Raw genomic sequence first — 13,399 nt, forward strand, 5'->3', positions numbered from 1 at the left:
AACATGAAAGACACACTTCTCGTGTATCCCCAAATGGGGCGGGATGTGTGTCTTTTTGTTTTTGTTGGCTTCGAACATAGAACCTAAGGCTGTTTTGTATCGCTAATCCCGTCCTCAACCACAGAAGGCCCTTGTGGATCAGGCAGGCTGCTATGACCGGAGCGGGCAATCAGGCGATTCTGAGCTTTGTACGTGTCCCGTGTAATCGTTTTGGATTCGACCACTTTGCCGTCCAGTCTTTTGGTTCTTACCGTCTCGACAATATATCCAGGCTGTCCGTCTTGCAGCACCTGCTGTGCACCATCAGGCAGTACCGTACTGGACACATATTTTACTGGAACACTTAATGTTTCAATGGTACGAGATTCAAGTGCATAGCTGACATTCTCCGGAAATGTGCCAAAAAATTTCACCATCAATTGGTGATTCTTCACCTCTGCATGAATGAGTAAGGATTTTCCGGTATTATTCTTGAAGCGAAAATTGATGGCTCCCGAGGCAAAGGTGGCATCCAGTCCTTTGGGTAAATATTTGACCGGCAGGGAATGGTTGCGACGCTCAATAATATCAAGACCCGTCAATAGCGCTGCATTATACACTGTACTTGATACCTGGCAGATTCCCCCGCCAATTCCGGGGGTTAGTCTTCCATTAACAATGACCGGTGCCTCACGAAACCCATACTCCTTTTCAGCTTGACGGACGACCTTCTCATAATCGAATGTGGCATCTGGTGGCAAAATCATGCCGTTAATCGCTTCCGCCGCTGCGCTGACATTATGTATCCGGCCTTCACTACTATTGCCCAGACCCGTGGAGAACTGGATGATCTTCCGGTCAATGCCTTCCTGGCGCAGCGAATCAAGAGTTACTTCAGGCTTCAGCGTATACAGTGGTACCTGGATCAGCAATGGGGCTGGTTTTTCATCCGGGTTCAGTACACTGAAATCCCTGTGCAGCTTCGTCTGAATGAGACTTGTGAGTGTAATCCAATCAATGCGGCGGACGCCCTTTTCCGGGATATACTGGACTTTGTCACTTGTGGTAATACGGCGAACAGCGTCCGCAGGTGTACCGAAGGTTTCTTTTTCCCAGGCAGGGCTGAGATGTTCTTGGAGTGGTCTTGAGTTGTAGGTCATATCGAGAGAGAACTCTTTCGGAAAATGATAACGTGCATAAGCGCGTTCCCACAGGTTACCTTCCTCCAGCTGCTGTATTGCGGACTCCAAGCTGTTAACGTTGTAACTCACCCCCACCTGAGCTGCGGTATACGACATCGTCTGGGGGTTGGGTTCAGTCACTTCAAAGGTGACAGGCCAGTCCTCCAGCTTTTGGATCTGTTCATCCAATTCATGCAATACGTTTTTGCGATTCTTCCCCTCCACAAGCATGCCGCCAACATGAACATCTTTGGGCAGGGCAGGTTGATTCACGTACATATACAGCAATCCATAAGACGCGGAGCCGATCAAGAGGATGGAGAATAGAACAATGACCGTCAGATGTATTTTTTTCATAACCGTACGCTCCTTTATACTTCAGTTGTTCCCGACTTTGTAACACTTTCTATATATATGATCCAATGCAGGAAAACTTTCGGGTACTCAATAGGTAACAAATTTGTTACAATAAACTTCATATGAATCCATGCTTCACCATTGAAACAGGAACGAAGTGGATTTTTTCCTGATGAAATTCAGGTCTTTTTAAAGGAAATGCCGGGATTGTGTCGAAATTATAATGGCTAACTATGCGAGCAGGAAGTGATGATGTGATAGAAATGCAGGACGTGTGGAAGACCTACGCCAATGGGACCCACGCATTACAAGGGGTGTCGGTGAAGATCGACCGCAATGAATTTGTCTATATCGTCGGTCCGTCCGGCGCAGGTAAATCGACATTTATGAAATTGATGTACAGAGAAGAAGTTCCGACCAAAGGACAAATATCCATTAACGGATTTAATATTGGTAAGTTGAAGCCAAGAAAGATTCCTTATGTGCGTCGTAACATCGGCGTTGTGTTCCAGGATTTTCGTCTGCTGCCACGGATGACAGCATTTGAGAATGTGGCATTTGCCATGGAAGTTATTGAAGCGCCGAAGCGTCATATCAAGAAACGGGTGATGGAAGTGCTTGATCTGGTGGGACTGCGGAGTAAGGCAAATCGCGAACCTTCACAGCTCTCGGGTGGAGAACAGCAGCGTATTGCTATTGCACGGGCTATCGTCAATAACCCATCGGTTATTATCGCGGATGAGCCTACAGGTAACCTCGATCCGGAGACGTCGTGGGGCATTATGCAACTGCTGGATGAGATTAATTTCCGGGGAACAACCATTGTTATGGCGACCCACAACAAAGATATCGTGAATACGATGCGTAAACGGGTAATTGCGATTGAACGTGGACAGATTGTACGGGATCAGATGAGAGGGGAATACGGTTATGAATTTTAGTACTCTCTTGCGCCATCTGCGGGAGGGATTCAAAAACGTATTCCGCAACGGCTGGATGTCTGTGGCCTCCATCATGTCCATCATTGTGTCGCTATTGATTCTTGGTGTGTTCATGCTGCTGGTGCTCAATGTGAACTCCATGGCAAATCAGGTTGATAGCCAGGTGGAAATCAGCACGTTCCTCGAACTGAATGTGGACGAGAACCTGCGTAACACACTGGAGAAAGAAATCAGTGCGATGCCTGAAGTAAGTGAGATTCGTTTTGTTTCCAAGGAAGAAGGACTCAAGGAATTCCGTGAGCGTCTTGGAGAGAGTGCAGATAACGTGCTTAGCGGTTTCGATGTGGACAACAACCCACTGCCGGAGACCATTGAAGTTGAGGTCATTGAACCGGAAACCGTCACTTTTGTGGCGCAAAAAATCGAAGCTTTGAACGAAAAACATCCGGAGAAGCCAATCATGAAAGTGAACTACGGCAAGGAAACGGTGGAAGTGTTGTTCAAATTTACGAAGCTTGTTCGTAACATCGGATTTATTTTTGTCGGGGGACTGGGTCTCATGTCCATGTTCCTGATCTCGAATACGATTCGCGTAACGATTCTGGCACGTCGCCGGGAGATCGGAATTATGAAGTTGGTTGGTGCAACCAATACCTTTATTCGCTGGCCTTTCTTTATTGAAGGTGCACTCATTGGATTTATTGGCTCGGTCATTACGGTTGGTGTGCTGTTTGTTGGATACAGCCAGTTGATGAAGACGATTGGTCAGGATGTCTTCATGCAGATGCTTAACTTGATTCCGCTCGGCGAAATCTGGGGGCTGTTTGGAACACTGTTGATCGGACTCGGTGTGCTGGTAGGTATTTTGGGAAGTACACTGTCCATTCGGAAATCACTCAACGTTTAATTTTGTTTTCAACGATCGAATTGCAGAATATGTCGAAAAGAATGGTAAAGCAGGTTCATTAATGGACGCTGTTTGACGATATGTAGGAAAGACGGAGTCTTTTAAGATTGAAGAAAGCAAAGAACATGCTGTTCACCACCTGTGCAGGTTGCTTTCTTGTGAAATCATAGGATGGGGGATCATCATTTTGAAAAAAACCGCTTCGCTGCTGGCCTTTACGTTATTGGCCAGTTTGACGCTTCAACCTTCTGACGGATATGCCAAGAGTAGCATCAGCGATATTGACCAACAGATTCAGCAACTGGAGAGCAAGGCGGCTTCTGCCAAGCAGGAGCAAAAAAAAGCGGCTTCCAACAAAAAGGAAGCACAGCATTACAAGAACAAAACCAACGCTTATCTGAAGGTTGTCATGGAACAGATCAATGTCGTTAGTGATGAACTGGCGAGTGTATCCTTGCAGATCGAGAACACGGAGGAAGATCTTCGTACAACGAAAAAAGATCTGCAAGCGGCAGAAGAACGCATTGTTGCAAGGGAAAAATTGTTGGAGTCACGCGTGCGCCTCATGTATACGGACGGTGCTGTATCCTATCTGGATGTATTGTTGTCCTCTACTAGCTTCACTGACTTCCTGACCCGTGCGGATTCACTCAAAACGATTGTGGATCAGGATCAGCATCTGCTGGATGAGCACAAAGCGGACAAGCAACTTGTCGTGGACAAAAAGGCAGAATTGGATGTGCAATATGCGGAAGCCAAGAGCCTGTATGCACAGAAGAAACAGCGCAAGTCCCAATTGAATGAAAAAGAAGCGGAAAAGCAAGTGCTTCTCGCTTCATATGATGCTAAAATTGAAGAGTCAGAAGAGCTGACACAAGAGCAGGAAGATGTATTAATGCAGATTGCCAGCAAACGTTCGGCACTTCTTCAAGAGAAAAATAAATTGCGTGAACAGCAGGCAGCAGCCGCAGCCAAAGCAAAAGCCGCGGCAGCAGCCCGGGCGAAAGCTGCAGCCAAGACACCAACCAGAGTGAGTTCGGATAGCAGCAGTGAGGTCACGTATTCATCCGGTAATGGTATCTTCTCAAGACCGGTATCTGGAGGACGTATTTCTTCTGGATTCGGTCCCCGTACCCATCCGATTACGGGTGTAGTGGGTAAGATGCATGCCGGTGTCGATTTTGCTGTTCCTCAAGGAACTTCGGTTCACGCTGCTTCTGGCGGAATCGTGATCATGGCTGAATGGTATAGCGGTTATGGTTATACGGTTATTGTGGACCACGGCGGTGGACTATGGACGTTATATGGTCACTTGCGCGAAGGTGGATTCAAAGTCAGCAAGGGAGACACAGTAAGCAAAGGGGATACCATTGCTGAGTCAGGAAATACAGGGAACTCTACTGGACCTCACTTGCACTTTGAAGTGAGAGATAACGGTACCGCTGTAAATCCGATGAACTATTTGTAATTATTGCTCCATTGTTCGAATGGAAAAAACATATTCCGTACAAGCTAGACATATACTAAGCTGGCATGTTCAGGGAATGGATTCTGGCAACAATGGAATCGGACACGCTTCAAAACTAAAGGCGGTGACAAACGGATGATGAAGAAAAGATCGGCGCTACTGCTTGTCATTGTGGGTCTCCTGGGTGGTAGTTTGCTAACCCTGGTACTAATGACTTACCCGGGAATAGCAAATCAAACCACAGCGGGCGAAGGTTTGCTGGCTAGTGTAACCGGCAATACACAGCAGAAGAACGATTTGAAAAAGATTGAAACTGCGATGGATTTGATCTCAAGCAACTATTATAAAGACGTGGATCAGACCAAATTGATTGACGGTGCGATCAACGGCATGATGGAATCGCTTGATGATCCGTACTCCAACTATATGGGGCAGGAAACGGCTGCTCAGTTTGAAGAGTCGATCGAAGGTTCATTTACCGGTATTGGCGCAGAGGTATCCTCACAGGATGGAAACGTTGTTGTTGTTTCCCCAATCAAAGGATCACCTGCCGAGAAAGCGGGTATTCGTGCAAAAGACATGATTATGTCAGTCAACGGCGAATCCCTGCAAGGTTTGGAACTGAACAAGGCTGTCAACAAAATCAGAGGTCCCAAGGGCAGTGAAGCGAAGGTACAGGTCAAACGTGCCGGATCTTCCGAGCTGATTGAATTTGTCATTGTACGCGATGACATTGATCTGGAAACCGTATATGCTCACATGGAGGATGGCGGAATTGGCGTTATTGCCATTACTCAATTCTCTTTGAATACAGGCGATCGCTTCAAGGAAGAGTTGGCGAAGCTTGAGAAGCAGAACATGAAAGGTCTGGTCATCGACGTACGGAATGACCCAGGCGGTGTATTGCAAGTTGTTATTGATATTGCTGAACAGTTTGTTCCTAAAGGCAAGGTTATTGTGCAAGTTGAAGACAAGAACGGCAAAAAGGAACAAAGCAAGTCCAATGGATCAGCCAAAACATATCCAGTCACAGTCCTGATGAACAAAGGCAGTGCGAGTGCGTCGGAGATTTTGGCCGGTGCATTACAACAGTCAGCAGGTGCTAAGTTGATTGGTGAAAACTCCTTTGGTAAAGGAACCGTTCAGACGAGTTATGACAAGCAGATGGGTGACGGCAGCTTGCTGAAGATCACCATTGCCAAGTGGCTCACTCCGAACGGAGACTGGATTCATGAAAAAGGAATCAAACCGGATATTGCGGTAGACCAGCCGGATTATTTCTCGGTGGCACCGATTAACAAAGAGAAGTTACCACTGAAATATGACAGTAATAGCACGGATGTGAAAAGTGCGCAGACGATGCTGAGAGGACTCGATTTCAAACCGGATCGTGTGGATGGATACTACGACCAGAAGACGGAAGAAGCGGTCAAGGCATTCCAGAAGCAAAAAGGCATTCAGGCTACAGGCCAGATTGACGAGAAAACCGCTGAAACACTGGAAGCGGCTCTGATTGAACGTATTGCCAATCCTCAATATGATGCACAGCTGAAACGCGCGATCGAAAATGTCTCGAAGGATATTTCGTCCGCTGTGTCGAAGCCATAAAGAAGGCTGATTTTCAGCCTTCTTTTTTTCTGAACCGGCTGAAAGAGAGGGGTGACCGACCACAATGGAATGGGTATGGCCGTGGTTAACTACATTAGGGGAAGCTATGTTGCAGTTGTTTATTCAGCCGTTTTATTATATTGCGGTGATCCTGATTGCGCTGATCTATCATCGTCAGTTACTGCAGGAGCGTAAATTGTTCCATGTTCGTTTGCAAAGCTCGATAACACAGACGATTCGTGCCGTGCTCGGAGGCATACTCATTGGTACCATCGTCTCAATTGTGTCCCTATTCCTCGGTGCACATCTTACACTGGGAAGCCTGATATGCATATGGGCTGCAACGTTAATTCTATCTTTGTTCCGCATACGGTATCTGTGCTTTGCTTATGCGGCCGGGTTACTGGGTGTGCTGCAATTTGGTTTGAATCTGGCTTCAGGCTGGCAACCATCGGGTTGGATGGGTAGTGTAACGGAAACGCTACGTACCCTGGATATGCCTGCACTGCTTGTCCTGGCGGCCCTTCTACATATGGGTGAAGCCTTGTTGGTACGCATGCAGGGGGTATCGATGGCATCACCGCTTCTCTTCGAGGGAAAACGTGGGAAACTGGTTGGGGGATATCAACTGCAACAGTTCTGGGCCATTCCTCTACTGATTCTTGTTCCAGTCACAGGAGGTGGCGCGGAGCTGGCATGGAATCCACTGATGAATGCAGGTCATAGTTACATGCTGGTTGCGTTGCCGATTATGCTCGGATTTGGTGAGATAACACAGAGTATGCTTCCGGGACAAAAGGTGCAGATCTCATCAAAGCGGTTGATGGTATATGGGGCAACTTTGCTCGTGTTCAGTTTGCTTGCTGCATGGTGGTCTCCACTCATGGTGGTTGCAGCGCTGATCGCATTTATTGGACATGAATTTCTGGTATGGTACAGCGCGTTTGAAGAGCAAAATCGCAGTCCGGTATTTGTCCATCCGCAGCATGGATTGAAGGTACTGGCTGTTATTCCGGAGAGTCCTGCTGCAGATTTGGGGATTGAAGCAGGAGAGACCTTGTACAAGGTGAATGGTAAGTTGGTTCATTCGCCGGAAGAGTTACATCGTGCTCTGCGGATGAACCCGGCTTTTTGCAAACTTGAGGTTCGCAATCACCAGGGAGAAAGCAAGTTCATGCAACGAGCGATCTATGAAGGGGAGCATCATCAGCTTGGGGTCATTATGGCACCGGACAATCACGAGGTCTGGGCGATTCGGTTACGTCCACTGACGCTGTTCCATGTCATCAACCTCAAATTGTTTGCCCGTCTGAAAAAACCACAAAGGGACGAAGCTCCCTTGGCGTTACCGCCAGCCCCTGTGGCCAGTGATAAAGGGTCCGTGGAGATGTAACTAGCATACGTGATGAATTAGTTGCATAAATCAAGCAATGAAAAAGGTATTTCCGAGCGCCGTCACAGGCAAGGGAAATACCTTTTTTTTGTTATTGTTTTAACATAAAGATGGCGATTTGGGTCCGATCACGCAAGCTCAGCTTGCCAAGAATATCCGTGACGTAGTTTTTGACCGTGCCTTCACTGAGGAACAATTTGGCGGCAATTTCCTTATTGGATAAACCCTCCGATATGGCCTCGGCAACCGCCAGCTCCATACGTGTCAGTCCATAGGCTTCGATTGGGTTCTGTGTCAGGGGAATCGCAGCAGGACGAAGAAGGCCTGCCAATTTGCGGGCAATATCCGGATGGATTAACATATCGCCGTTATGTACGGTCTTAATGCCTTGAATGATCCGCTCGGGGGGGACGTTTTTGAGCAAATAACCGCATGCTCCATTCTGCAATGCCTGAATAATATACTCATCGTCGTCAAAAGTAGTTAGCATGAGCACCTGATTTTCAGGAAAACGCGCCTTGATGCGTTTGGTACCTTCAACTCCGTCACATTCCGGCATCCGAATATCCATTAAAACCACGTCCGCAGGCGTTCCTGCTTCAAGCAATTCCAACGCTTCCTGCCCGTTTGAGGCTGTGCCTGTAACACTAATGCCGGAGCCGAGTCCAAGTAGCACTTTCAGGCTTTCGCGAATGAAATAGTCATCGTCGGCGAGAATCAGCCGGATAAGCGGAGGGTGGACTGAATCATTCTTGTTGTTTACATCATTCCGTTCGGACATGAGAACATTCACTTCCTTTTTTCAGAGTATATTCAACTGGTTCGTTATTGGAATGCGTGTAATCACTGTATACGGATAAGCCGATTGGATCTCCAAGGTACCTCCCACCATTTGTGTACGCAGAAGCATACCTTCCTGTCCTATGCCATTTCGCTTGGAAGAAGGAGGATTGATTTTGCCATCATTACTCACACTCATACACACTTCTTGATCCCCGAATACCAACTCCACTGTGATTGAAGAAGCATTTCCATGTCGCAGGGCATTGGTCAAGGCTTCTTTGGCATTTTTGAACAAAACGATCTGTATGCTGGGATACAGCACATGGGATGGGCCATGAACTTCATAATTTGTCTTCACGCCGGTATCTCTGCCCACTTCCTCTAGGAGACGATCCAGGGCGTAGGCTTCGGATGCATAGGAATTAGGTTGCAGTTTGTGTAGTGTGCTGCGCATATCATCCATACTATCGGCCAATTGATCGCGAATCTGTCTCACCATTTCCGTTCCTTGTTCCATATCGAGGGGGAGGGTCAGCAGGGCGGCTTCCGACATCATTTTGGTGCGAATCAGTCGATGCCCGATATCGTCATGAAGCTGTCTGGAGATACGGGTACGTTCCTCTGCCTGAGCCACTCCTTCAAGTTGCTTTGTAAATAACAGCAGCTGCGCACGAGTTTCTTGTAGCTCGTAATGTTTGCTGCGAAGTTCGTCATAGACTTGTTCCAGTTGTCCACGGCTGTTCGCCGTTCTTGATCCCTGCCAGGACAGAGCCGCTGTGATGAGCAGAAGCAGGTTGCCAAGAACCATCGCAGTTGTCTCTGTGGAGAGTAATGTAGTGTCGGTTGTAGTTGTATTTAGTGTGGTTAACCCTGGCTGCGATGCCTGTGGGACAGAATAATGCCAATGCAAAGCGACATTGTTAGCGACAAGCTGAATTGCAAACATCAACCATCTCCGATTTCCCTCCAGTCTGTATATATACACGTAGAGCACGGATAGAGAGAGGAATAGCAGAAACGGTCCATACGAAGCAATCAGCCAGCAGCTCCAGAGTATTTCGGTCAGAAGCAACAGCCACTGCTGTGTACTTGAACGATTGAAATCTTTCCACACGGAGAGTCCAAGTGCAATGATGATATACAGGGTGTAGACGGCTTCATTTTCCAAGGGCAGCATCAACATGTACAGTACTGCTGGAACGATAATTAATCCATATTGCAGAAACCGCATTGGCATATGTAAATGACATCCTTTATATAAAAAGTGGAGTAGAAAATCTCTTGGTAATGCGCCCTTGATTATACCATAAGCAGCATTCGAATCAGGAGATGACTTAAGTCACCTTCGATTCATGACTTTCTGTACCTTCGCTACAAATTGCTATCCGTTACAATAAAATTATGAAATCCAGCGGCGAAGGCCGAAACGGAAAAGGGGCGTAAAAGGGATGGGTATACTTGAAGTAGATCATGTAGTAAAACGATACGGCAGCAAGCTGTCCGTGGATCATTTGAACCTTAGTGTTGGCAAAGGCGAGATTTTTGGATTGCTTGGTCCCAATGGAGCAGGAAAAAGTACCACCATCAGCATGATTGCAGGGCTCCTGAATATGGATCAGGGTGAGATCAGATTAGATGGGATCTCGGTCAAGGAGCGACCGCTTGAAGTAAAGCGCAAGATCGGACTCGTTCCGCAGGATCTGGCTTTATACGAAACCATGTCTGCTGCGGAGAATGTGACCTTTTTTGCCAGACTGTATGGACTGCGTGGAAAATTGCTTAAGGAAAGAGTGCAGGAGTCTCTTGAATTTGTAGGGTTGCAGGATAAAGCAAAGGATGCCCCCTCGACCTTCTCTGGCGGTATGAAACGCAGGTTAAACATCGCATGTGCGATTACACATCGCCCGGATCTCATTATTATGGATGAACCTACAGTTGGCATTGATCCGCAATCTCGGAATCATATTCTTGAATCGGTACGGACACTCAACAAGATGGGTTCAACGATCATATATACAAGTCATTACATGGAGGAAGTGGCGGCGATTAGTCACCGGGTTGCGATTATGGATCAGGGGCGAATTATTGCCTGTGGGACTGAAGCAGAGCTGAGAGAACGGGTAGCATCGGAAGAAAAAGTAGTGCTCTCCACTTCCGGTATCGTTCCCGACGTCGTGGAAGAATTGAAACTTCACCCCCGTGTGCGGATGGTAGACGTTTCAGAGAATACACTGACCATTACGCTGCCTTCGGCACAGCAGGATCTCCAGGATCTGCTCTTCATTTGCAGCAAACATGAAGTATCCATTCAGTCGCTCAAGGTCGAAGAGCCGGATCTGGAAACGTTGTTCCTCAATCTGACCGGGCGTACGCTTCGGGACTAGGGGGAGCAAGAGATGAATATATGGCATATTTGCATCTTTGAATTAAGGCGTATTCTTAAGATTCGATCTGTAGTGTTAAACCTCTTTATTTTGCCGTTGTTACTGATTTTTATATTGGGCACGGCACTTTCCAGTACGATGGGTACGGCGGAGGATGTTATTCCCGATACTGTACGTGTGGGAATCATCCATTTGAGCACTGAATCTGGGGGAGGATCAAGTACGGTTAATCAAGCGCTGGATACATTCGTTAAATCCCCGGAAGTGGCTGAGATGGTCAGGGTGCAGAACTTTACGACTGAAGAGGAGGCCGTTCATGCGCTGCGTACCGACAAGCTGGACTTTGCTGTAATGATTCCTTCGGATTTTGAGCAAAACGTGATGATGGGGAAAGAGGCCAGGTTACAGTGGATACGAGGAAAGGACAACACACTTAATACCTTGGGTGAAACTTTGTTCACACGTTTTACGGATGAATGGAACCGACAGATGGCGATTACCAAAGTGCTCGGTCCGCAAGTAATTGCTGCCATGGCCTCTGCTTCGGAGTCTGGTACGGCGAATTCCACCTCCATTGCTGTCACTAATCCCGGTAAGACAGGTACGGCGTATAGTGCCTCCCAATACTATGCAGCTTCCATGCTGGCAATGTTCATGTTGTACTCGGGCATGACAACCAGTACCAGCCTTTTTGGAGAACGGGATAACAAAACGTTAATTCGCCTTCAGGCTGCGCCGATAGGTAACGGAGTTATTTTCGCTGGAAAAATTGCAGGCAATAGTCTGCTCGCTTTCTTACAAGCAACAACGATCATCCTTATGACGTATTGGTTCTACGGTGTGGATTGGGGAACCCATCCTGGGTATATTGTGCTGACTTGTGTATGTATCACATTGGCCTCCATGACCCTTGGCGTGATCGTTGCACTGGTATGCAAAAGCACAGCATCGGCCAGTGCAACCTTACAAGGTATCATCGTTGCCATGACATTCATCAGTGGTGGGTTCATGCCCATTCCGATTGATTTTGTACAACGGCTTAGCCAATTTACGGTTAACCACTGGGCGCTCCAAAGTTTTCTGAGAATGATGCTGGATGCACCTGTACGAGAGATTGTATATAACATTCTGATGTTAGGCGTGGTATGCGCTGTATTATTGTTCATCTCAGGATTGATCTATAGAAAGGCAGGATACCGATATGAATAGTCTACACATCGCCAGGTTGATGATTAGACGTACACTTGGCCGTAAAATGGGCTTCATTACGTTTCTGCTTCTGCCTTGCCTGGTGGTTACAGGAGCGGTTGCTCTTTTTGGAAGCGAGCAGATTGCACGTACTGTTATTCCCTATGTGAATGAGGACGGAGGGGTGGCAGGGACATGGATGATTCATGAACTTGCTGACAAAGAGGAGTATCTGCTCAAGCCGATGAATAACCAAGCAGAAGTGAAGGAAGCTATCGCTCAGCAAAAAGGAAGCTCTGGCATCATCATTCCGGCACATTATACGGAGGATCTGTTACAAGGAAAGCCAACCGAAATTCAATTGGTGGAACTGCGTATAAGTGAAAGTTCCTATACCCTACGAGCAGCAGTTGAAGGTTTGACGAGCGGATTGTTACAATCTGTTTCAGCTGTTAAGGTGGCGGCAGGTCCTGTCTCAAGTGAGACTGACATATTATCGAGTACACAGAAGCCATTTGAACAGCTTTTACAGGAGATAGGAAAACATCAGGTTGCTGGTGAAGTTACCGATCTGCAAATCTATCCCAAGCCAGGCCTGAACAATGTGACTGGATTTACGATTATGTTTATGATGGGGCTGCTGACCAGTGCAGTGGCTGTGATAATGGAAGATCGCAGGAAACGTACGATGGCCAGAGTATATACGGCACCCGTCCGTGCATATGAGATTGCGCTTGGTAACTTCCTGGGTAGCTTTGTCATTGGCTTGATTCAGATTGTTCTCGTTTTGGGAGTCAGCAGGTGGCTGCTGCATTATGATGCCGGTATTCCTTTTGGCATTCATTTCATGATATTGGCGGCATTCATGCTGGTCTCCATGGGGATCGCAAGTACCGTGGCAGGATTAATCCGGAATCCCAAAAATGCCAACATGCTGAATTCACTTGTCATTATGCCAACCTGCATGATAGGTGGTTGTTTCTGGCCGATCTCGTTGATGCCGGATTATATGCAAAAGCTCGCCAACTTTGTTCCACAGAAGTGGGCGATTCAGGCTGTGGAGGCGATCTCTGCTGGCGGTACATTGTCGGATATCACATTGCCACTATTGATTTTGTTTGGCATGGCTGCCATTTTGCTGACTGTAGGCTCTGCGATTCTACGCCCTAGCCAGCCAGGAGTAGAGGCATAAGGTTATACGACATAAAAA

At 47.2% G+C, this 13,399-nt stretch carries 11 protein-coding genes; 8 read left to right on the forward strand and 3 right to left on the reverse strand.

Annotated features, from left to right (window positions below; translation table 11 throughout):
- Nucleotides 1-83 precede the first annotated feature (83 nt).
- Nucleotides 84-1,517 (reverse strand): VanW family protein, encoded by a 1,434-nt coding sequence (locus QF041_RS23795; RefSeq protein ID WP_307415922.1) that lies wholly within the window; start codon nucleotides 1,515-1,517, stop codon nucleotides 84-86.
- A gap of 254 nt (nucleotides 1,518-1,771) precedes the next feature.
- Here QF041_RS23795 and ftsE point away from each other — a divergent pair, with 254 nt between their 5' ends.
- From ftsE to QF041_RS23820, 5 genes are all read left to right on the forward strand, one after another.
- Nucleotides 1,772-2,458, forward strand: coding sequence for a cell division ATP-binding protein FtsE (gene ftsE, locus QF041_RS23800; protein WP_024631580.1), 687 nt, complete (start codon nucleotides 1,772-1,774; stop codon nucleotides 2,456-2,458).
- Nucleotides 2,448-3,365 carry a permease-like cell division protein FtsX gene (gene ftsX / locus QF041_RS23805; protein ID WP_047840643.1) on the forward strand — a complete coding sequence of 306 codons (918 nt, stop codon included), beginning with the start codon at nucleotides 2,448-2,450 and terminating at the stop codon, nucleotides 3,363-3,365. Before ftsE ends, ftsX begins: the two co-directional genes overlap by 11 nt.
- Before the next feature lie 187 nt (nucleotides 3,366-3,552).
- Nucleotides 3,553-4,833, forward strand: a complete 1,281-nt coding sequence (locus QF041_RS23810) for a murein hydrolase activator EnvC family protein (RefSeq protein ID WP_307415923.1) — start codon at nucleotides 3,553-3,555, stop codon at nucleotides 4,831-4,833.
- 135 nt (nucleotides 4,834-4,968) lie between these two features.
- Nucleotides 4,969-6,441, forward strand: coding sequence for a S41 family peptidase (locus QF041_RS23815; RefSeq protein ID WP_307415925.1), 1,473 nt, complete (start codon nucleotides 4,969-4,971; stop codon nucleotides 6,439-6,441).
- Between the two features lie 64 nt (nucleotides 6,442-6,505).
- Entirely contained in the window at nucleotides 6,506-7,834 is a 1,329-nt protein-coding gene (locus QF041_RS23820) for a PDZ domain-containing protein (RefSeq protein ID WP_307415926.1), read from the forward strand.
- Between the two features lie 91 nt (nucleotides 7,835-7,925).
- Here the strand turns inward: QF041_RS23820 and QF041_RS23825 are convergent, their stop codons facing one another.
- On the reverse strand, nucleotides 7,926-8,615 hold the full coding sequence (locus tag QF041_RS23825; protein WP_307415927.1) for a response regulator transcription factor: 690 nt from the start codon (nucleotides 8,613-8,615) through the stop codon (nucleotides 7,926-7,928).
- A 21-nt stretch (nucleotides 8,616-8,636) separates the two neighbouring features.
- Complete coding sequence (locus QF041_RS23830; RefSeq protein WP_307415929.1) at nucleotides 8,637-9,854, reverse strand: sensor histidine kinase; 1,218 nt, start codon at nucleotides 9,852-9,854, stop codon at nucleotides 8,637-8,639.
- A 211-nt stretch (nucleotides 9,855-10,065) separates the two neighbouring features.
- Between QF041_RS23830 and QF041_RS23835 the strand changes: the two genes are divergently transcribed.
- Genes QF041_RS23835 through QF041_RS23845 form a run of 3 tightly spaced genes read left to right on the forward strand, consistent with a single transcriptional unit; the run spans nucleotide 10,066 to nucleotide 13,381 of the window.
- Nucleotides 10,066-11,001, forward strand: a complete 936-nt coding sequence (locus tag QF041_RS23835) for an ABC transporter ATP-binding protein (RefSeq protein WP_307415930.1) — start codon at nucleotides 10,066-10,068, stop codon at nucleotides 10,999-11,001.
- 12 nt (nucleotides 11,002-11,013) lie between these two features.
- The gene (locus tag QF041_RS23840; RefSeq protein ID WP_307415931.1) at nucleotides 11,014-12,210 is read left to right on the forward strand and encodes an ABC transporter permease; all 1,197 of its coding nucleotides are present in this window, start codon (nucleotides 11,014-11,016) and stop codon (nucleotides 12,208-12,210) included.
- The gene (locus QF041_RS23845; protein WP_307415932.1) at nucleotides 12,203-13,381 is read left to right on the forward strand and encodes an ABC transporter permease; all 1,179 of its coding nucleotides are present in this window, start codon (nucleotides 12,203-12,205) and stop codon (nucleotides 13,379-13,381) included. Before QF041_RS23840 ends, QF041_RS23845 begins: the two co-directional genes overlap by 8 nt.
- The last annotated feature ends 18 nt before the right edge of the window (nucleotides 13,382-13,399 follow it).

The organism is Paenibacillus sp. W2I17, assembly GCF_030815985.1.
Lineage (GTDB): Bacteria > Bacillota > Bacilli > Paenibacillales > Paenibacillaceae > Paenibacillus.

What these genes read in the sequence shown, in the direction of transcription:
- QF041_RS23835 (WP_307415930.1), top strand. Translation starts at nt 10,066, where the DNA reads ATGGGTATACTTGAAGTAGATCATGTAGTAAAACGATACGGCAGCAAG.
- QF041_RS23820 (WP_307415926.1), top strand. Translation starts at nt 6,506, where the DNA reads ATGGAATGGGTATGGCCGTGGTTAACTACATTAGGGGAAGCTATGTTG.
- QF041_RS23815 (WP_307415925.1), top strand. Translation starts at nt 4,969, where the DNA reads ATGATGAAGAAAAGATCGGCGCTACTGCTTGTCATTGTGGGTCTCCTG.
- QF041_RS23840 (WP_307415931.1), top strand. Translation starts at nt 11,014, where the DNA reads ATGAATATATGGCATATTTGCATCTTTGAATTAAGGCGTATTCTTAAG.
- QF041_RS23825 (WP_307415927.1), bottom strand. Translation starts at nt 8,615, where the DNA reads ATGTCCGAACGGAATGATGTAAACAACAAGAATGATTCAGTCCACCCT.
- QF041_RS23795 (WP_307415922.1), bottom strand. Translation starts at nt 1,517, where the DNA reads ATGAAAAAAATACATCTGACGGTCATTGTTCTATTCTCCATCCTCTTG.
- QF041_RS23830 (WP_307415929.1), bottom strand. Translation starts at nt 9,854, where the DNA reads ATGCCAATGCGGTTTCTGCAATATGGATTAATTATCGTTCCAGCAGTA.
- QF041_RS23845 (WP_307415932.1), top strand. Translation starts at nt 12,203, where the DNA reads ATGAATAGTCTACACATCGCCAGGTTGATGATTAGACGTACACTTGGC.
- ftsX (WP_047840643.1), top strand. Translation starts at nt 2,448, where the DNA reads ATGAATTTTAGTACTCTCTTGCGCCATCTGCGGGAGGGATTCAAAAAC.